At 70.9% G+C, this 21016-nt stretch carries 10 protein-coding genes; 5 read left to right on the top strand and 5 right to left on the bottom strand.

Going from position 1 to position 21016, the window contains the following annotated elements; all coding sequences use genetic code 11:
- Position 1 precedes the first annotated feature (1 nt).
- Positions 2–523 carry an ImmA/IrrE family metallo-endopeptidase gene (locus OOJ98_RS23460; protein WP_267056904.1) on the top strand — a complete coding sequence of 174 codons (522 nt, stop codon included), beginning with the start codon at positions 2–4 and terminating at the stop codon, positions 521–523.
- Complete coding sequence (locus OOJ98_RS23455; RefSeq protein WP_267056903.1) at positions 513–1673, top strand: MAB_1171c family putative transporter; 1161 nt, start codon at positions 513–515, stop codon at positions 1671–1673. Before OOJ98_RS23460 ends, OOJ98_RS23455 begins: the two co-directional genes overlap by 11 nt.
- 21 nt (positions 1674–1694) lie before the next feature.
- Here OOJ98_RS23455 and OOJ98_RS23450 read toward each other — a convergent pair whose 3' ends face one another.
- From OOJ98_RS23450 to OOJ98_RS23430, 5 genes are all read right to left on the bottom strand, one after another.
- Positions 1695–2516: an SDR family NAD(P)-dependent oxidoreductase gene (locus tag OOJ98_RS23450; RefSeq protein WP_267056902.1), complete on the bottom strand. Its 822-nt coding sequence runs from the start codon at positions 2514–2516 to the stop codon at positions 1695–1697.
- A 210-nt stretch (positions 2517–2726) separates the two neighbouring features.
- A complete protein-coding gene (locus OOJ98_RS23445; protein ID WP_267056901.1) occupies positions 2727–5648 on the bottom strand; it encodes an amino acid adenylation domain-containing protein in 2922 nt (973 codons plus the stop codon).
- Positions 5649–5726: 78 nt separating this feature from the next.
- Entirely contained in the window at positions 5727–6575 is an 849-nt protein-coding gene (locus tag OOJ98_RS23440) for a mycofactocin-coupled SDR family oxidoreductase (protein WP_267056900.1), read from the bottom strand.
- Positions 6572–7279 (bottom strand): thioesterase II family protein, encoded by a 708-nt coding sequence (locus tag OOJ98_RS23435; protein WP_267056899.1) that lies wholly within the window; start codon positions 7277–7279, stop codon positions 6572–6574. Before OOJ98_RS23435 ends, OOJ98_RS23440 begins: the two co-directional genes overlap by 4 nt.
- A 275-nt stretch (positions 7280–7554) precedes the next feature.
- Positions 7555–8217, bottom strand: coding sequence for an LmbU family transcriptional regulator (locus tag OOJ98_RS23430; protein WP_267056898.1), 663 nt, complete (start codon positions 8215–8217; stop codon positions 7555–7557).
- A 713-nt stretch (positions 8218–8930) separates the two neighbouring features.
- Here OOJ98_RS23430 and OOJ98_RS23425 point away from each other — a divergent pair.
- From OOJ98_RS23425 to OOJ98_RS23415, 3 genes are all read left to right on the top strand, one after another.
- Positions 8931–12083, top strand: a complete 3153-nt coding sequence (locus OOJ98_RS23425) for a condensation domain-containing protein (RefSeq protein ID WP_267057072.1) — start codon at positions 8931–8933, stop codon at positions 12081–12083.
- Positions 12084–12240: 157 nt separating this feature from the next.
- Positions 12241–14040: an NAD(P)/FAD-dependent oxidoreductase gene (locus OOJ98_RS23420; RefSeq protein WP_267056897.1), complete on the top strand. Its 1800-nt coding sequence runs from the start codon at positions 12241–12243 to the stop codon at positions 14038–14040.
- 256 nt (positions 14041–14296) lie between these two features.
- The gene (locus OOJ98_RS23415) at positions 14297–20926 is read left to right on the top strand and encodes a non-ribosomal peptide synthetase (RefSeq protein ID WP_267056896.1); all 6630 of its coding nucleotides are present in this window, start codon (positions 14297–14299) and stop codon (positions 20924–20926) included.
- The last annotated feature ends 90 nt before the right edge of the window (positions 20927–21016 follow it).

The following is a 21016-nucleotide window of genomic DNA, read 5'->3' as shown; positions in this document are numbered from 1 at the left end:
AGTGCGGACAACCGGCGCGTACGAGGAGCTGCAACGCAGGTGCCTCGCGATCCTGCGTGATGTCGGCGTGGAGCGCTCCCTGCCCTTCGACGCCGTCTGCGCACGGGTGGAGGAGCTGCGGGGCCGCCGCCTCGTCCTGCGGGAACTGCCGGAGGAGGCCGCGCAGAGCGGGGTCTGCGGGCTGTGGCTCGGCACCGACACCGCCGACTACATCTTCTACGAGGCCAGGACCGCGCCCCTGCACCGCGAGCACATCGTCCTGCACGAGATCGGCCATGTGCTGTGCGACCACCGCCGGGACATCGCCGCGGGCGCCGGCGACCTGGCGGGACCGCCGGACGGCGAGCTCCAGCCGCAGCTCGTCAAACGCCTGATGGCGCGCAGCAGTTACACCACCCGCGAGGAGCAGGAAGCCGAGATGATCGCCAGCCTGATCCAGAGTTCCGGGAAGCCCAGCCGTCTGGCGGGCCCCCTGGGACGACTCGGCGCCTTCCTCGGATTGACGGTCACCGGTGGCGAGTGAACGCGTGGTGGATCAACTGGCCGACACCGTGGGCCTGGTGAGCATGGTCGTCCTGTGGGCGGCCCTCGTGTGGCGGGCCCTGCCGGCGCTGCGCCGCCCCGCGCACCGCGGCCTGTGGCTCACCGTCCTCAGCGCGACCATCGCCATCACCCTGTTCCAGCCCAAGGTCGTCGGGTGGCTGGTGAGCGCGGGCGCCGGCGTCCATCTGGTGTCCCTGACCCGCAATGTGCTGGGGGTGCTGAGCGCCGGACTCGTCCTGCTCTTCGTCATCGACTCCACCCGGTCGCGCCGGCTCCGGCCCACCGTGGTGGCGGGTCTGGTGGCGGCGATGGGTGCGCTGCTGGTCCTCGACCGGTTCGGCGTCGCACAGTCGGGGTCGCGGATGGCGCTCCAGGGGCCGGCCGACCCGTCGACGCTGTACTGGCTGATCCTCGTCGCCGCCCATCTGCTGGGCGACGCGGTCGCCGTGGTCGTCTGCTGGGAGTACAGCCGGCGTGCCGACGACCGCGATCTCGTATGGTCCCTGCGGCTGTTCGCGGCCGGCAGCGTCCTGGCCATCGTGTTCTGGAGCGGCTACCTCCTCAACCTGTGCTTCCACACCATCGGTACGCTCCCCTACCTCTCCCTGGTCATCAGCGTCCACGGCCTGTTCCGCGCGGCCTCGCTCCTGGTGCCCACCGCGACCGCCTGCGCGAGGTCGGTGTCGGACCTGCGCACGACGTGGCGGCTGTGGCCGCTGTGGCGCGATCTGGTGGTCGCGGTCCCCCAGGTGACCCTGACGAAGCCGCAGCGCTCCCGGGTCCAGGACGTGCTGCGCCCCCGCTCCCCGCTCTCCCTCCAGGCGCACCGCCAGACCATCGAGACGTACGACGCGATGCTGGAGCTCCAGCAGTACGTCCGGCCGGACGCGTACGAGCAGGCGCTCCTGCGGGCGCGGCACGCGGGCCTGTACGGCGACCGGCTGACGGCGGCGGCGCTCGCCGGGGCCCTCGACGAGGCCCGCCGCGCCAAACTCGCGGGCGCCCCGCCCTCGGCGCCACGCCCGCTGCCCGGCGTCGACCGGGGCAGCACGGTGACGCTTCTGGCGATCGCCCGGATCTGGCCCGCGGTGTCGGGCCGCGCCGCCGCGGGGGCGGTCCGGCCCGGCTGAACCGCGGGCCCCGACGAGCCCTCAGAGTGCGGCATCCTCCCTCGGGGTGATCCGGAAGTCGAACGCGAGGGTCCCCGGGTCGAGGGCGGTCGCGCCGCCGTCGATGGTGAGCACGGAGCCGTTGACGTACGAGGACGCCGGGGAGAGCAACCAGCTGATGGCCTCGGCGACCTCACGCGGCTCGGCGGGACGTCCCATGGGCAGCAGCCGGGTGGCCTCCGCGTAGGCGGAGTCGGCGCCGCCGTCCCCGAGCCCCGCCTCATCGGCGAAACGGCTCATGCGCCGGTCGGCCATCTCGGTCCGCACCCAGCTGGGGCACACGATGTTGGAGCGCACGCCCAGGTGCGCGTAGTCGACGGCGACCGAGCGGGCCAGTTGCAGCAGGGCCGACTTGGAGACGGCGTACGGCGCGTTGCCGCGGCCGTTGCGCAGCGCGGAGACCGACGCGACGGAGACGACCGCGCCGCGCGCTTCGATCAAGTGCGGCATCGCGGCGCGCAGGAGCAGCAGCGGGCCGGTGACGTTGGTGCGCATGACCTCGTCCCAGTCGTCCAGGGAGAGGTCGCCGACCGTTCCGCCGCGCCCGATACCGGCGTTGAGCACGATGCCGTCGATCCGCCCGTACGTGTCGAGCGCGGCCCGCACGAGGCTGTCGGCGGCCTCGGGGGTACCCACGTCGCAGGGGTGCGCCAGCGCCCCGGCCTCCCGCGCGAGCCGCTCCAGCGGTTCGGCCCGCCGCCCGCCGGCGACCACGGAATGACCCCCCTCGCACAACAGCCGAGCAGCCGCCTCCCCGATCCCGGAGCCGGCGCCGGTGACGATGACAACGCGCTTGTCGTTCATTGCGGTTCAGCCTTCTGTTCTGGGTGTGGTGCGTTCGACGGGTTCCCTTCGCATCGTAGATCGGTGACGGGGCACCGCGATGATCTTGAGTGCGGGATGGCTCGTTCTGGCGGGCTCGCCGGCGGTGCGCCGCGGCACGGGTCCCGGGCCGCGCGTCCTTCCCGACCGTCGCGCCCGCCCTACGGACGCCCCGGGGCGGGGACCCGGCTGTCAGACCGAGCCGATCCGCTCCCTGACCAGTTCGATGAACTGCCGGGCGGAGGAGTTCTGGTAGAAGTCCCGCACGGCGATCTTCGGTGCGCCGAGGTCCTTGACCTCGGCCAGGACACGGACCACGAGGAGCGAGTTGCCGCCCCGTTCGAAGAAGTTGTCCTCGGGGCCGACCGCCGCCCCCAGATGACGGCTCCAGATGGTCAGCACATCCCGCTCCAGCCGGTCGGTGGACCCGCTGGGGGCGGCGTCCGGGGGCTCCGCCGCGGCCGGGCGGGCGGTGGTCGGTGCGGGGAGCTGTGCGCCGTCCACCTTCCCGTTGATCGTCAGCGGGATGGCACCGACTTCCGTGACCGTCGCCGGGACCATGTAGTCGGGCAGAAGCCGCCGTGCGTGCTCCGCGACCATGGCCGCGGTCGTGTCCCGTTCGAGCACCACGTACGCGTCCAGCCTGTCGGCCGCTCGGTCGCCGCTCTCGTCGTGGCGTACGACGACGGCCGCCCCGGAGACCGACGGCGCGCCGAGCAGGACGTTGCGGATCTCGTCCAGCTCGATCCGGTACCCGCGAATCTTCACCTGGCTGTCGATCCTGCCCAGGTGTTCCAGGGAGCCGTCGGGCTTCATGCGGCCCTTGTCGCCGCTGCGGTAGATTCGCTCGCCGGTCACCGGGTCGGGGACGAAACGCTCCGCCGTGAGCTCCGGCCGGCCCTCGTAGCGCAGCGCCACGCCGGCCCCGCCGACCCAGATCTCGCCCGCCGCTCCCAGCGGCAGGACCTCGCCGTGCGGTCCGCGTACGGACACCGACCAGCCGGGGAGCGCCCGGCCTACCGAGCGGCTCCCCCGCAGGGCCGCCTCCGGCGTCACGGTCCGGGCCGTCACATGCACGGTGGTCTCCGTGATCCCGAACATGTTGACCAGACGGCACTCCGCCTGCGGGTGGCGGGCGAACCAGGGCAACAGCTCACGGGCGTCCAGCGGCTCACCGCCGAAGATCACCAGGCGCACCGCGAGTTCGGCCGGCGATTCGCGGTCCTGCGCGACGAGGGGCAGGAACGCGGAGGGCGTCTGGTTGAGCACGGTGACGCGCCGTTCGGCGAGCAGGGCGTGGAACTGCGCCGTGTCCCGGGTGATCCAGAAGGGCACCACCACGAGATGGCCACCGGTCAGCAGACATCCCCAGATCTCCCAGACGGAGAAGTCGAACGCGCTGGAGTGGAACATCGTCCAGACGTCGTCGCCGCCGAGCCCGAACTCCTCGGCCGTGCCGTCGACCAGGGCCAGCACATTGCTGTGCGGGACGACGACCCCCTTGGGCCGCCCCGTCGAACCGGACGTGTAGATGATGTAGGCGGGGTCGTTCTCGTCGGCGAGTGCGGTCCGGCCGCGAGAGGCGCTCCTCCGGCCGAGCCGGAGCAACTCCTCGGGGGTCAGGGACCGGACGCCCTCGACGGCGGGGAACGTCCCGGCCGCGGCGACGACGACGCGCACCCCGGCGCTCCCGGCCGTGTAACGCAGCCGCTCGTGCGGGTACTTGACGTCCATGGGCACATAGGCGCAGCCGGACTTGAGTATCGCGAGCAGGGTGACGACGAGGGTCGCGTCGCGCTCCAGGCACACACCGACCATGCCCCCCGGCGCCGCCCCGGAGGAGCGCAGCCCCTCGGCCATCAGCGAGGCCTGCTCGTCGAGTTGACGGTACGTCAGGGTGTTGGTGCCGTGCGTGACACCGGCCGCGTCCGGTTGGCGTCGGGCCAGCTCCTCGAAGCGCCCGTGGACCGTCGAACCGGCCGCGGCGGCCCCGGCGGGAGCGGGGGTCACGCCTCGCCGCACGATGTCCGCGGCGCGGTCCGCCCGCATCGAGGGGACCGCCGACAGCGGCAGTTCGCCGGCGGACTGGTCCATGTCCGCCAACCACCGTGCCGCATCGGCCACTTGCCCGACGAAGGCCTGCGCGATCAGCGGGTCGATCACCCCCTCGTCGAACCAGCAGCTGCCGCTCCAGGACCCGTCCGGGCGCCGCTCCGCCTGGAGCGTGAGGGGGAAGACGGGCGCGAGGCAGGGATGGTACCGCCGCGTGTCGTCCCACTCGCCGAAGACCATGCCCACGGGAATCGCGGGACCACCCCCGCGTTCGAAGGCCGATTCGGCGGCCGGCTCCGGTGTCCGGGGCCCGGCGTCGAGGAAAGCTGCGACGGACGTGGTCTCGTCGTAGGTGAAGGCGTACGTGGACTCGTGCGCGCCAATACGTGTGGATTCCTGTCCGGACTCCTGCGGGTGGACACGCGTCGGCAGCGCGGCCGGTTCTGTCGCGCGGGGGTCGAGCAGGCCGACCCGCGGCGTCTCCTCGGCGTCGTACCGGGCCAGGACGATGGCGGTCGCGGACAGCAACAGCCGTTGGTCCACCGGGGTTTCGCAGACCGGCACGGAAAATTCGGCCGTCCCGACGATGCCCCGGCGTGCCGGGTCGCCGCAGCCCCACTCCGGTCCCGCGAGGGGGGCTGCCCCCGACCCGCTCGTTTCGCGTGCGGCCCCGTGCCGCACCGCCCGGGGCGGTGCGCCACCGGTGAGGAACCCGGCCAGATCGCTCAGTGCCCTCCGGGACAGGGCGTCACGGGCGGCCACCAGCACCAGATCGGCGGCGCCGTCCGCATGCCGCACGAGGGTCACGCGCAGCCTCGGACCGGAGGTGGCGCGCAAAGGCCGGCGGGCTTCCTGTTCCACGTACCGCCGCGCCCGGGGTGTCGTCGAGCGCTCCCGGGTGAGCCGTTCCCACAGCACGCCGTCGGCGGGTTCACCGATCCGTTCCAGCCGTGCCCGGAGCTCGCTCGCACCGGGTGACCGCGGGCATCCGACCGTCAGGCTGTGGCACATGGCGGCCTGCTCGTGACAGTGCGGCGGCACGGACCAGTGGGCTGTCGCCATCGGAGAACTCCTGTGGGTGTGCCAAGAGGGGTGCGGAAAGGCAAGAGGGGTGCGGGGAAGGCGGTCGGCCGGCGCGGGTCAGCGCGCGGTGAAGCCTCCGTCGACCGTCAGTACACTGCCGGTCACTTGCCGGGAATCGTCACCGGCGAGCCAGAGGGCGGCGCCGGCGATGTCGGAGGGGGCGATGAGCGAGTTCATCGGCTGCGCCTGGACGAAGACCCTCTCGTGGTCGTCCACGGCCACGTCGAGGGAGCGCGCGATCTCGGACAGCATGCGGCCGTCCACCACCGGGTCGTCCGCGACGGAGCCCGGACAGAGGGCGTTGACCCGGACCTGGTGCGGTCCGTAGTCCAGGGCCGCGGCCTTGGTCAGCCCGATCAGCCCGTGCTTGGCGGCCACATACCCCGCGAAGTGCCGGTAGCCGACCAGACCGGCCGTGGACGAGACGTTGATGACGCTGCCCCGCCGCTGAGAGATCATCGTCGGAGCCACGGCTTTGATCATGCGCCACGCGCCGGAGAGGTCGACGTCGATCATCAGATGCCACTCGTCCTCGGTGATCTCGTGGACGGCCTTTCCCGAAGGGGCGGCGATGCCCGCGTTGTTGACGAGGACATCGATACGGCCGAAGCGGTCGAGCGCCCTCTCGACCGCCGGTGCGACACTGCCGCGCACGTCGACCGAGTCCGCCAGCACCGCCGCGCCGCGCTCCTCGCAGAGCCTGGCGGTGTGCGTGAGCTGCCCGCTCGTCGACAGGGGGTAGGGGACACCGTCGATGTCCTCGCCCACGTCGAGCAGTACGAGGTCGGCGCCCTCGTCCGCGAACCGCAGCGCACAGGCGCGCCCCAGGCCCCGGCCCGCGCCGGTGATGACCACGGTCCGGGACTCCAGGGCGGCGCCCGTCGTGCTCCTCCCGTCGCGCGTCATGTGCGTGCGGCCCGCGCCGCGGCCTCGATGACGGCGAGCAACTCCCGGCTCCCGTCGGTCAGATACATGTGCCCGCCCGCCAGTTCCCTCAGCTCGAACGGCCCGGTCGTCGCCGCCTCCCAGTCCGCGCACTGCGCCCGGCTCACCAGGGCGTCGTCCGCCCCCCGCAGAGCCGTGACGGGAAGCGTCAACGGCTCGTCCGTGACGGGCCGGTAGTCCTCGTGCAGCGCCACGTCGGCCCGGAGCAGCGGCAGCAGCACGTCCCGCAGATCGGGGTCGTCGAGCGCCTCGTGCCGGTACCCGGCGAGCTCCGCCACCCGCTCCACGAAGGTGTCGTCGTCGAGTTCCGCGGTCCGCCCCGTGCGGCCGCTGCGCGGGCCGGGGGACCCGCTCACGAAGAGATGCTCCAGCGCGTCGAAGCCCCGCGCCCGGAGTGCACGAGCCGTCTCGTACGCGAGGACGGCGCCGAGGCTGTGCCCGAAGAGCGCCACCCGTTCCGCCCCGCCGACCAGCCGGAGCGCGGCGCCCGCCAGGTCCTCTGCGGCCTCCCCGGCGTCCTTGTACGGGGCCTCCATGAACCGCTCCTCCCGACCGGGCATCTGGAGCGGGACGATCCGAAGACCCTGCTCACCGCCGTTGGGCCAGGCCCGGTAGAAGCCGGCGCCGCTCCCGGCGAAGGGTATGCACAACAAGGACAGGGTCATCTGTGATCCTCATACGTGGAATGCGTCCTGGTTACTTTCACCGGTCGGATCCGCTCCCGCCGACGGGGCGGAGCCCACGGAGCACCGGGTGCCAGGTTCGCTCTGCGGAACAGTGGGGCGGCGCTTCCCTGCGAGGCCGCCGAAGGAACACGCCAGGGGCCGGCGCGCGGCGGGTGCCGCCACGCTCCGCGGCCCGCTCACAGGACGGTACCGGCGCCCGCCGCACGTCGGGAAGGACCCCGGGAGGTCGCCCGACGTACGGTTTCGCCCTCGCCTCAGGACTCGCCGGCGGCCCGGCGCAGGATCTCCATCGCCCAGGCCTCGACCGGCGATCCCTCCCTGCTGGCGGCGGTCCGCAGCTGCGCCAGGATGCCGGCCGGCAGTTCGATGCGCAGCTGACCCGCCTCGGTACAGGACTCGGCCTCGCGCCGCTCCGGACCCGCGCCGGCTCCGGTCTCGACGGATGCGGCCCGCCCGGCAACCGAACCGGCCCCGGCGGTAACGTTTTTGGCCGGCTCGACGCGGCCCTTGGACTCGGTCACCTCGCTCTGCCGGGCGCGCAGGCTGCTGCGGACCTCCCCGCGAAGCTTGTTCCTGCTCCAGCGCAACGCTTCCGCTTTCCTCAGCCAGTAGTCCTGCTCCGGCTGGTCGAGCGCCACCACTTCGAGGTGATGACTGAAACTGAGATTCTGCCGTCGACGGGTGAGCGGAAACTTGCGCGCCACCCATGTGTAATTACGGAGCGTCTGATAGCTGAGCGACGTCCGCTTGACGGCTTCGTGGTAACGGTCCTGGAACTCGGATTCGCCATACACCAGCCAGTCGGCAACCCACCAGGTGGAAGAGTCCGCGAATGACAGCAGCCCCGTACCGACCTGTTCCCACGTATTGAGGCTTTGCCTGGAAGTGAACGATAGGCCGGACTTGTGGAATTGCACGCCCCTGCTCAGCAACTGTCCCGTCGTGCTTGTCGTTGCCACGTTCCGTGCGGTTGTCTCGTTTGTCCCTTTTGTGAGAATAGCAGTACTCAACGATCCCCCGCTGGTTGATGCTTTCGCGTGTACCGGCCAACCGTAACAGTCGGCCTCTCCGAGTGGCTTGATTGTGCGCCTCCCGCGGGCCGTCCGCTACGGCGCGGAGGCAGGCACCTGGGAGCCCTTCACCGATAAGGGGTTCCCCTTAAGGGAAATCCCCTCGACATCACAGCGCATTTATATTGCTCCTTCCGTGCCGCTTGTACCGCCGATCGGACAATTCGCCACGTTCGGCGCCGATCGGTGCGAGCGTGCACCCCCTCCCGGCGGTGTCTCGCCGGCGAGACACGAGGCGGACGAACGGTCCTCGCCGGCGCTGGAAATGACCCCGGGAGGCGTCATGTTGGGGGCCACCCTCTTCCCGCGGCAACGGGCTGTAAATGCGCGGCAGGTGAAAGCGTCCCACCGGCACTCGAACGATTGCGTGGATCGAGCCGGAAAATAGAGTGGTATCGAAGGAACGGCCGATCTGATGGGGGAGGGCTTCCGTGCCCCGAATACGTCACACACATGGACTGGATATGCCGGATCTTGAGGGTGACGGTCTCGCGGGCAAGCGTCATTCGCGCAGGGTTCCCGCCTCTTCCGCGCAGCGCAGGATGTACTTCTCCACGGTGCTGCGGCCGAACAACTCGTCCGATGTCTGGAGGCCGGTTCTTGCCGTCACGGGAGATCTCTCGGTAGACAGGCTGGAACGCGCGCTCCAGGTGCTGCGCGCCAGGCACGAGGCCTTTCGCACCACGTTCGTCGAGCACGACGGCGAGGTCCTCCAGGTCGTCCACGACGAGGACGGGGACGCCGGACGGCCGGTTCTGATCGGCCTGGTGGAGGCCGAGGGCGACTCGTGGGACGAGCGCAGGGCGTGGGCGGACGCGGAGGCCAGGAGGGTCGCCGAGCTCCCCTTCGATCTCTCGGCGGGCCCGCTCTGGCGTACGTCGGTGATACGGCTGTCGCCGAGCTTCCATCTGCTGGCCTTCACCCTCCACCACATCATCACGGACGAGGTGTCCGGGAAGGTTTTCGCCGAGGAGCTCCAGCTGGCCTACGCGGACCCGGACGCACCCGCCCTCGCGGCGCCGGCCGCGCAGTATGCCGACTTCTGCCTGACGGAGAACGCTGCCAAGGTGGATGAGGAGGCCCTGGATTACTGGCGCGACCGGCTGGCGGGAATGCGGCCGGCGTCGATGCCGGAGGACGGCGAACAGAATCCGCACACCATGATCGGGGCAAGACTTCCGGTCACCGTCCCGCAGAATGTGGTGGCAGAATTCGAGGAATTCTGCCGGGCCCGCTCGGTGACGCCGTTCGCCGGCATGCTGTCCGCCTATTTCCTCTTGCTCCAGCGGTGGACGGGAACGAACGATCTGTCGGTCGGAACGCAGACGCTCGGCCGGCCGACCCCGGAACTCTTCGGAACGATCGGATTCTTCTCCAATACGGTGGCACTGCGCTGCCAGGTGGATCCGGCACTGACCTTCGATCAGCTTCTCGATCGCGTGAGCGAAACGGTTCATGACGCACTGGACTATCAGGACGTTCCGTTCGAGATGGTCGTGGGTGCACTGGCCCCCGACCGCGCCGCCGATCGCAACCCGCTGTTCCAGGCATCCATCACCTGGGGCGCGAGCGACCTGAACGACGTATGGGCACTCGAAGATCTCCAGGTGGCGCTCCAGCCGGACCCGGAGGAATTGTCGGGGCTGCAATTCGATCTGTCGCTGGACATTCAGCGGGTGGCAGGCGATGTCTCGGTCACCGTCGAATTCAACCGCCACCGGTTCTCCGAGGCAGCCATGCGGCGGTTCGCCCAGGCCTATGGCGATCTGCTGGGGACTCTCGTCCAGCGATCCGACGCCGCCCTCGGCAGCATTCCGCTTCTCGACCGGGGCGCCCTGACGCGGACGCTGGCGCTCGGCGCGAGTGGTGAACCCGAGAACGGCTCCGCGTCGTCGGCATGCACGTCCGCGTGGGAACTCTTCGAACGGACCGCGGCCACCGCGCCCGAACGGGAGGCGGTCGTCGCGGACGGCGCGCCCCTCACCTTCGCCGAACTGGCCGGCCGGGCACGTTCGATGGCCGCGGGCCTGACGGCTCGCGGCGTGCGGACCGCCACCGTGGTGGGAATCTGTCTGGACCGGCGCACCGATCTGATCGTCGCGATGCTCGCCACCTGGTGCGCGGGCGGAGCCTTCCTGCTGCTCGACCGGGACCAGCCGGAGTTCCGCCGCCGTCTGCTCCTCGCGGAGGCGGGCGTCGCTCTCGTCGTCGCCGACGAGCCGTTCTCCGAGGTCGAGACCGTCCCGGTGGCGGACCTCCTTGCGGACGCCGGGAACACCCCGGGCCACGCTCCGGCCGCCGGCACCGCGACGCGCCCGGCCGCCGCACCCGCCTACGTGGTCTTCACACCGGGCGCCACCGGACGGCCGAGGGGCGCGGTCGTCGACCAGGCGAGCGTTCTCGCGCTCGCCACCGCCCAACTGGCGCCGATGTACGCCCGGTTGCCCGAGGACCGCCAGGTCAATGTCGGTGCCCTGAGCGCGGTGACCTCCGGCAGGTTCATCACCCACTGCCTCGGCATGATCGCCTTCGGGCACAGGCTGCTGCTCCTCGACGAGGAGGAGCGGACGGACTCGTACCGGCTCCTCGCCCGTGGAGCCGATCCCGAGACGGCGATCGACGTACTGGACAGCACGAGCGACCGGATCGACATCCTGGTCGAGGACGGCCTCCCGACGCTCCCCCACCCTCCGAAGCTCGTGGTGCTCGGCGGCGATCGACCGTCCGACTCGTTGTGGGAGCGCCTGCGCGGCACACCCGGCCTGCTCGCGTTCCACACCTACGGGACCGAGGAGTGCACCGTGGAATCCGCCAGGGCGGAAATCCGTGAACACGCGGGGCCGGTGGCCGGCCGCGCGGCCGGCCGATCGCGGATCTACGTCGTCGACGACCAGATGCAGTTGCTGCCGCCCCTGTTCCCCGGCGAGATCTGCATCGGCGGACCTGGCGTGGCCCAGGGATACGCGGGACAGCCGGCGTCCACCAGTGAGCGCTTCGTGGCCGACCCCTTCAGCCCCGTACCGGGACAGCGCATGTACCGCACCGGCGACCGGGGCCGGCTGCGCCCGGACGGACAGTTGGAGCTGTGGGGGCGCCTCGACGACCAGGTCACCGTCCGCGGCCTGCGCGTGGAGCCGGCCGAAGTGGAGGGCGAGCTGCTCGGGCATCCCGCCGTCGCCCGCGCCGCGGTCGTCGCGGTCGGTGCCGGGACCCGCATGGCCGAACTGGTGGCGTACGTCGTACCGGGCGCCGAAGGGCAGGACGCGCCGACGCCCGCCGGGATCCGGGAGTTCCTGCGCGGCAGGCTCCCCTCCGCGCTGCTGCCCGACCGGGTGGAGGTGCTCGCCGCCCTTCCCGCCACGCCCGACGGAAGGGTGGACCGTGCGGTACTGGCGGGCGGCGGCCCCTCGGTCGCCGTGCCGGACAACGGCCGCGGCGCCCAGGAGTCCGCCGACCCCCGAGAACGGCAGCTGTGCCGGATCGTGGCCGAGGTGATCGGTGTTCCGCACCCGCGCCCCGGCGACAACTTCTTCGACCTCGGCGGAGATTCACTGCTCGCCATGATCGTCATCGGCCGGGTGCGCGCCGTCATGGGCTGCGAGCTGCGGCTGCGGGCGTTCTTCGACATGCGGTCGCTCGGGGAGCTGGCCAGTCAGCTCACAGCCGGGGCCGTCGCGCCCCGGCCCGTGCTGGGCAGGAGAGCGGACGCATGACGACGACGGCGCGTTCGTACGCACAGTCCGGGTGAGCCGGGGCTGGAGGCGCCGTCCGTTCCGGGGCCGGGCCCACGAGCCGCGTCGAGCCCCGACCACGACACACACCACGTGCTGGCCCGGCGGCCGGAGAAACGCATGCGAAGGAGACACTTTTATGTCCAGGCACACCACGTCGGACCATGTCGCTAAGAACGCCGCCGAGCGGGCCAAGCGACTGCGACCGGACGGCATCGACCAATACCTGCCCCTCAAGGGCGAGTTCGCCCACATGAACGAGGACCCCTTCACCGATCGTGTCGAGCGTGAGCCGCGCCGCGACCACGTCACGGTCGCGGTCATCGGCGGGGGGTTCGCCGGTCTCATGACGGGCGCCCGTCTGAACGAGGCGGGTGTCCGCGACATCAGGGTCATCGACACCGGCGGCGACTTCGGCGGAACCTGGTACTGGAACAGGTACCCCGGCGCCCAGTGCGACATCGCGTCCATGATCTACCTGCCGCTGCTGGAGGAGACCGGCTACGTGCCCACCGAGTGGTACGTGCGCGCCCCGGAGATCCAGGAGCACTGCCAACGCATCGGCAAGCAGTACGGGTTGTACGAGAACGCGCTCTTCCACACCCGGGTCACCGGCCTGGACTGGGACGAGCCGGCGGGGCTGTGGACGGTGCGGACCGACCGCGATGACGAGTTCACTGCCCAGTTCGTGGTCATGGGGCTCGGCCACCTGTCCGTGCCGAAGCTCCCCGGCATCCCGGGCATCGAGACCTTCGCGGGCCATGCCTTCCACGCGAGCCGATGGGACTACGCCTACACCGGCGACCCGGCCGGCGGACCGCTGGGCAATCTGCGGGACAAGCGGGTGGCGATCATCGGTACCGGTGCCACCGCGGTGCAGTGCATCCCCCACCTGGCCACCGCCTGCCAGGAGTTGCTGGTCTTCCAGCGCACGCCGTCCGTCATCGAGGTCCGCAACAACCGGCCGATCGACCAGGACTGGTTCGCGGACATGGCCACGCCCGGCTGGCAGCAGCGCTGGCTGGACAACTACGCGGCCAACATGACGTCGGCCGAGCAGCCGGCCGAGGACCTGATCAACGACGGCTGGACCGCCATGGCCAGGATGTGGCGCCACGCCGGGGAGAACCACCAGCCGGACGCGGACGCGCCCGAGCATCTGACCGCCCCGTACTTCGCGGACATGGAGAAGATGGGCCGCCTCCACGCCCGGGTGGAGGAGACGGTCGACGACGCGCGGACCGCGGAACTCCTCAAGCCCTGGTACTGGCTGCCGTGCAAGCGCATGACCTTCCACGACGAGTATCTGAAGGCCTACAACGAACCGGCGGTCCGTCTCGTCGACACGGACGGCAAGGGTGTCGAGCGGATCACGCCGCGCGGTGTCGTGGTGGACGGCACCGAGTACGAGGTGGACTGCGTCATCTACGCGTCGGGATTCGAGGTCGGCACCTCGCCCACCCGGCGCGCGGAATTCGACCCGGTCGGCAGGGACGGCAAGCGGCTGTCGGAGCACTGGGCCAACGGCATGCGCACGATGCACGGGCTCCATGTGCACGGGTTCCCCAACGCGTTCCTCGTCCAGTCGCTCACCGGCGGGACACGGTTCTCCAACCTCTCGCACAACCTGTCCGAGGCGGCCAGGACCGTCGCCGCCTCCGTCGCGCACGCGGTCACCACGGGGTCCGCGGTCGTGGAGCTCACCCAGCAGGCGGAGGACGCCTGGATGAGCAACGTGGGAGTCGATCCGGAGTGGCGCACGTTCCTGGGTACCGAGTGCACCCCCGGCTATTCCAACAACGAGGGAATGGAACTCGGTCCGCACACCCTGTGGGACGAATACGAGTTCCCGGACGGTCTGGGTTTCTTCCGGCACCTCCAGGAATGGCGGAGCAGTGGCGCGTTCGAGGGCTTGGAATTCCGCCGTTCGGACATGTGAGACGTTGGCCCGTCTCGCCGGCGAGACACCCTCCCGGGCTCTGTCGAGTGGTGCCCGGTATTCATTCACCCGCGCGAGTGCCGCCTGCTAGCCTCGCGAAGTCGATGCACACCGCTTCTCTCTTTTGCCAACCCATTCTGCCGACTCAACGGCTCCCGATCCCGCTGCGGCCCGATGCCCTGCCGGTGAATTCGGCACCCGAGCCATCGGCTGCGGATCGCGACTGATAGCGGTCGGAAACAGCGAGGTAGCCTGCATGATTCCGTTGTCGTTCGCTCAGCAGCGGTTGTGGATCACCGGTCAGTCGGCAGGGCCGAGCGCCGCGTACAACATGCCGTTGACCCTGCGCCTGTCCGGACCGCTGGACCGGCAGGCACTGGCGGCCGCGCTGGGAGACGTGGTCGCCCGGCACGAGACCCTGCGAACCGTCTTCCCCCTCGTCGACGGCGAACCCGTCCAGCAGATCCTCCCCGCCGACACCGTCACCCCACCCCTGACCTGGACCGACACCGACGACCAGAACGTGACCGACCTCGCCGTCCAAGCAGCCGGACACCTCTTCGACCTCGCCACCGAAATCCCCCTGCGCACCCACGTGTTCACCACCGCACCCAACGAACACGTCCTCATGCTCCTCATCCACCACATCGCCTGCGACGGCTGGTCCACCGGCCCCCTCGGCACCGACCTCACCACCGCCTACACCGCACACACCAACAACACCACCCCCACCTGGACCGAACTCCCCGTCCAATACGCCGACTACACCCTGTGGCAACGCGAACTACTCGGCACCACAACCGACCCCACCAGCCCCCTCTCCCGCCAGACCACCTACTGGAACCAAGCCCTCGCCCAACTCCCCATCGAACTCAACCTGCCCCACGACCGCCCACGCCCCACAACCCCCACCCACCACGGCGCACAAGTCGACATCACCATCAACGCCGACACCCACACCCGCATCACAGAACTGGCCCGACACACCGGCGTAACCCCCTTCATGGTCGTCCAAGGCGCCCTCACCGTCCTCCTCTCACACCTCGGCGCCGGCACCGACATCCCCCTCGGCACCCCCGTCGCCGGACGCACCGAAGAAGCCCTCCACAACCTCATCGGCTTCTTCCTCAACACCCTCGTCCTGCGCACCGACCTCTCCGGAAACCCCACCTTCACCCAACTCCTCACCCGCATACGCGAAACCGACCTCGCCGCCTTCGAAAACCAAGACCTCCCCTTCGAACGCCTCGTCGAAAACATCGCCCCACCACGCACCGCCACCCGCCACCCCCTCTTCCAAACCATGCTCTCCTTCGACACCAACACCGAAGCCACCCTCACCCTCCCCGGACTCACCACCACCCCCTTCGACATCCCCGGCCACGGAACAGCGAAATTCGACCTCAACTTCGAATTCGAGGAGCGGTTCGGACCGGAAGGGCATCCCGTCGGCATCAAGGGAATTCTCGAATATTCCACCGACCTGTTCGACCACCACACGGTCCAGGCGTGGGCCGAGCGGTTCGGCCGGCTGCTCGGAGAACTGACCCTGAATCCCGGCGCGACCGTCGGCACGGCGGAGCGGCCGACGCCGACCCGCGCCTTCCGCGGGGAGCTCGGCGAGGTCGAGGCGGTGCTCGCGGGGTACCCCGGCATCGCGGGGGCGACGATCGTCGCGCGTGAGGACAACCCGGGTGAGCGGCGTCTGGTCGGCTACGTGGTGCCCGGCCCCGGCCTCGCCCCGGACGTGGCCGCACGGCTGCCCAAGGTCCTGCGCGAGCACGCCGCCGGACTGCTGCCCGCGCACGTGGTGCCGGCCGCGATCGTGGTCCTGGACCGCCTGCCCCTGACGGAGCACGGGACACCGGACCATGAGGCCCTGCCCGCACCCGACCGAGCCCTCGTGGCCGCCCGGCGTGCTCCGACGACCGTGCGGGAAGAGATCCTGTGCGCCGCGTTCGCCAAGGTGCTGGACCTGGAGCTGTCCACCGTCGGCATCGACGACAACTTCTTCCTGCTGGGCGGCCACTCCCTGCTCGCCACCCGGCTGGTCGCCCGTATCCGCGCCCTGCTCGGGGTGGAACTCGGCATCCGCACGCTGTTCGAGGCCCCCGACATCGCCGCCCTGGCCAAGGCGCTGGCCGGGGCGGGCCCTTCGCGCCCGGCGCTGGTGACCGCGGACCGTCCCGACCCGATGCCGTTGTCGTCCGCGCAGCGGCGGCTGTGGTTCCTGCACGAGCTCGAGGGGCCGAGCTCCACCTACAACATCCCGGCGGTCATCGGGCTCTCCGGTGCGATCGACACCGGCGCGATGGACGCGGCGCTGCGGGACGTCCTCGGACGCCACGAGGTGCTGCGCACCCTCTTCCCTTCGGTCGAGGGCCGGCCGTGCCAGCGGGTGGTGCCGGTCGAGGAGCTCGGCGAGGTGCTCACCGTGGTGCCCGAGGCCCTGGTCGCGGCGGCCGGCCTGAGCGCGTCGATCAGCGGGGCCGCGGGCCACTGCTTCGACCTCGCGGCCGAAGTGCCGTTCCGCGCCTGGCTGTTGGAGGCGGGCGCGGACGACCACGTGCTGGTGCTGCTCGTGCACCACATCGCCGGTGACGGCTGGTCGCTCGGGCCGCTGGCCCGGGACCTCTCGGTGGCGTACACGGCGCGCCTGGCCGGCCAGGAACCCGGCTGGGCGCCACTGCCGGTCCAGTACGCGGACTACACACTGTGGCAGCGGGAACTGCTCGGCGAGGCGCAGGACCCCGGGACTCTGCTGAACAGGCAACTGGCCCACTGGCGCGAAGCGCTGGCCGGCATTCCGGAGGAACTGGCGCTGCCCGTCGACCGGGCCCGCCCCGCGGTGGCCACGCACCGGGGCGGCAGCGTGACGTTGGAGATCCCGGCGCCGCTGCACGCCCGGGTCGCGGAACTGGCCCGGGACGAGGGCGCGACGGTCTTCATGGTGCTCCAGGCCGCACTGGCCGTGCTGCTCTCCCGGCTCGGCGCCGGCCAGGACATCGTGATCGGAACGCCGACGGCCGGGCGCACCGACACAGCGCTCGACGACCTCGTCGGGTTCTTCGTCAACACCCTGGTCCTGCGCACGGATGTGTCCGGCGGTCCGTCCTTCGGCGAACTGCTCGCCCGGGTGCGGGAGCAGACGCTCGACGCGCTGGCGCACCAGGACGTGCCGTTCGAGCGCCTGGTCGAAGAGCTGGCCCCGGCCCGCTCCATGGCCCGCCATCCGCTGCTCCAGGTCATGCTCGCGCTCCAGAACAACGCGGAGCCCGCGCTCCACCTGCCCGGCCTGCGCACGCGCCTGCTGCCCGACGAGGACACCCCGGCCAAGTTCGACCTCTCTTTCGACCTGAGCGAGCGCTTCGACGAGTACGGCCGCCCCGCCGGGATGGCCGGCGAGGTCTTCTACGCCGTCGACCTGTTCGACCGTCCGAGCGTCGAGCGGCTCGCCGAACGCTTCACCCGTGTCCTCGGCGCCCTGGCAGCCGACCCCGGCCGGCGGGTGGACCAGGTCCCGGTGCTCTCGGCGGCGGAGCGGGAGACGGTACTGCGCACCTGGAACGACACCGCCCGCCCCGTCCCGCCCACGCACCTGCCGGCCCTCTTCGAGAAGCAGGCCGCTCGCACCCCCGGGGCCACCGCGGTCGTCTTCGACGGCGCCGCGGTGACCTACGGCGAGCTCAACGCGCGCGCCAACCGGCTGGCGCACCACCTGATCGAGCGCGGGGTGGGCCCCGAGGACATCGTGGGCATGGCACTGCCCCGCTCGATCGATCTCATCGTGGCCATGCTCGGCGTGCTCAAGGCGGGTGCGGCGTATCTTCCGATCGACACCGACTATCCGCAGGAGCGGGTCCGGTTCATGATCGAGGACGCGAAGCCGTCGTACGTGGTGACGCTCCGGGCCATCGCGGCGTGGCTGCCGGCCGGCACCCCCCTGCTGGTCCTGGACGCCACCGCCGAGGACGGACCGGCGCACCAGGCCCGCAGCCACGATCCGGCCGACTCCGAGCGCACCCGCCCGCTGACTCCGGCCCACCCCGCCTACGTCATCTACACCTCCGGCTCCACCGGAACTCCCAAGGGCGTGACGGTCCCGCACCGCAGCATCACCCACTTCGTCACCGTGCACCGCGAGTCGGTCTTCGCGTGCGCCGCCGAGGTGTCGGACCGTCGCCCGTTGCGGGTCGCACTGACCACCTCCATATCCTTCGACGCGGTGTGGGACCAGCTGTCGTGCCTGCTGGAGGGGCACGAGCTGCACATCGTGAGCACGGAGGTGCTCTCCGACACCGGTCTCCTCGCGGCCTGGCTGGACGCACACGACGTCGACTTCCTCGAACTGACCCCCACCCATATGGCAGCCGCCGTGTCGGGGGGCCTGTTCGACCGCGGCCGCCGTACTCCGGCCCTGCTCGTGGTCGGTGGCGAGGCCGTGCCCGACTCGCTCTGGGAGTGGCTGGGATCGCTGGGCGGGGCCACCCGCAGCTTCAGCTTCTACGGGCCCACGGAGTGCACCGTCTACCAGGTCTTCGCCGAGCCGCGGTCCACGCCGCGGCCGGTCCTCGGCGGACCCACCTTCAACATGCGGATGTTCGTGCTCGACGACGGCCTGGAACCGGTGGCCCCCGGGGTGACCGGCGAGTTGTACGTGGCGGGTGCAGGGCTGGCGCGCGGCTATCTGAACCGTCCCGCGCTGACCGCGGAGCGGTTCGTGGCCTGCCCGTTCGGCACGCCCGGCGAGCGGATGTACCGCACCGGGGACCTGGCGCGGTGGCGGCCGGACGGGACCCTCGAATTCGCCGGCCGGGCCGACGACCAGGTGAAGGTCCGGGGGTTCCGGATCGAGATCGGCGAGGTCGAGGCGGCGCTGGCCCGGTGTCCCGGTGTCGCGCGGGCCGTGGCGGTGGTCCGCGAGGACTCCCCCGGTGACAAGCGCCTGGTCGGTTACGCGGTGCCCGCGCCGGGCCAGTCCCCGCACCAACTGGCCCAGTTGGCGGGTCTGGCCCGCCGGCATGCGGCCGGGCCGCTGCCGGACTACATGGTGCCGGCCGCGGTCGTGCTCCTGGACCGCCTGCCGCTGACCGCCAACGGGAAGCTCGACCGCAAGGCCCTGCCCGCCCCGGACTACGCGGCCGCCTCGACACACCGCGCTCCGAGGACCGTGCGGGAGGAGATGCTGTGCGCGGCGTTCGCCGAGGTGCTGGCCCTGCCCTCCGTCGGCGTCGACGACCACTTCTTCGAACTCGGCGGGCACTCCCTGCTCGCGACCCGGCTGGTCGCCCGCGTCCGCGCGTTGCTCGGTGTGGAGATCACCCTCCGCGCGCTGTTCGAGGCCCCCACCGTCGCCGCCCTGGCCCGTGTGCTGGGCGAGGCGGGGCCCTCACGTCCGGCGCTGGTGGCGGCGGACCGTCCGGAGTCGCTGCCGTTGTCGTTCGCTCAGCAGCGGTTGTGGATCATCGGCCAGTTGGGGGGGCCGAGCGCCGCGTACAACATGCCGTTGACCCTGCGCCTGTCCGGACCGCTGGACCGGCAGGCACTGGCGGCCGCGTTGGGAGACGTGGTCGCCCGGCACGAGACCCTGCGAACCGTCTTCCCCCTCGTCGACGGCGAACCCGTCCAGCAGATCCTCCCCGCCGACACCGTCACCCCACCCCTGACCTGGACCGACACCGACGACCAGAACGTGACCGACCTCGCCGTCCAAGCAGCCGGACACCTCTTCGACCTCGCCACCGAAATCCCCCTGCGCACCCACGTGTTCACCACCGCACCCAACGAACACGTCCTCATGCTCCTCATCCACCACATCGCCTGCGACGGCTGGTCCACCGGCCCCCTCGGCACCGACCTCACCACCGCCTACACCGCACACACCAACAACACCACCCCCACCTGGACCGAACTCCCCGTCCAATACGCCGACTACACCCTGTGGCAACGCGAACTACTCGGCACCACAACCGACCCCACCAGCCCCCTCTCCCGCCAGACCACCTACTGGAACCAAGCCCTCGCCCAACTCCCCATCGAACTCAACCTGCCCCACGACCGCCCACGCCCCACAACCCCCACCCACCACGGCGCACAAGTCGACATCACCATCAACGCCGACACCCACACCCGCATCACAGAACTGGCCCGACACACCGGCGTAACCCCCTTCATGGTCGTCCAAGGCGCCCTCACCGTCCTCCTCTCACACCTCGGCGCCGGCACCGACATCCCCCTCGGCACCCCCGTCGCCGGACGCACCGAAGAAGCCCTCCACAACCTCATCGGCTTCTTCCTCAACACCCTCGTCCTGCGCACCGACCTCTCCGGAAACCCCACCTTCACCCAACTCCTCACCCGCATACGCGAAACCGACCTCGCCGCCTTCGAAAACCAAGACCTCCCCTTCGAACGCCTCGTCGAAAACATCGCCCCACCACGCACCGCCACCCGCCACCCCCTCTTCCAAACCATGCTCTCCTTCGACACCAACACCGAAGCCACCCTCACCCTCCCCGGACTCACCACCACCCCCTTCGACATCCCCGGCCACGAAGCGGCCAAGTTCGACCTCAACTTCCTGTTGCGGGGCTCGTACGAGCCGGACGGGCGGCCGACCGGGATCACGGGGGTCATCGCCTACGCCACCGACCTGTTCGACCACCACACGGTCCAGGCGTGGGCCGAGCAGCTCAGCCGGCTGCTCGGAGCGCTGGCATCCGACCCCGACCGGCCCATCGGCACCGTCGGCGTCCCGGAGATGACGCAACAGAACGCGAAGCCGGAGAAGTCGGCGGCCCGGCCGGGGCTCGGTCCCGGAAGGCGGCGGGTGCTGGCCCGTCCCCGTCCAGCTCTGGATCAAGCACTCGGTGGAACCCCAGACTGAGTGCCCCGGGGGGAGACCCAGGCATGCCCCACACCGCCCGGCACCTCCCCGGCAGGCCGTGCGGCGAATTCGACCCGATAGGAAGACTGT

This window comes from Streptomyces sp. NBC_00083 (assembly GCF_026343295.1).
Lineage (GTDB): Bacteria > Actinomycetota > Actinomycetes > Streptomycetales > Streptomycetaceae > Streptomyces.
The sequence above is the reverse complement of the archived record's forward strand: the minus strand, read 5'-3'. Positions and strand labels throughout refer to the sequence as shown.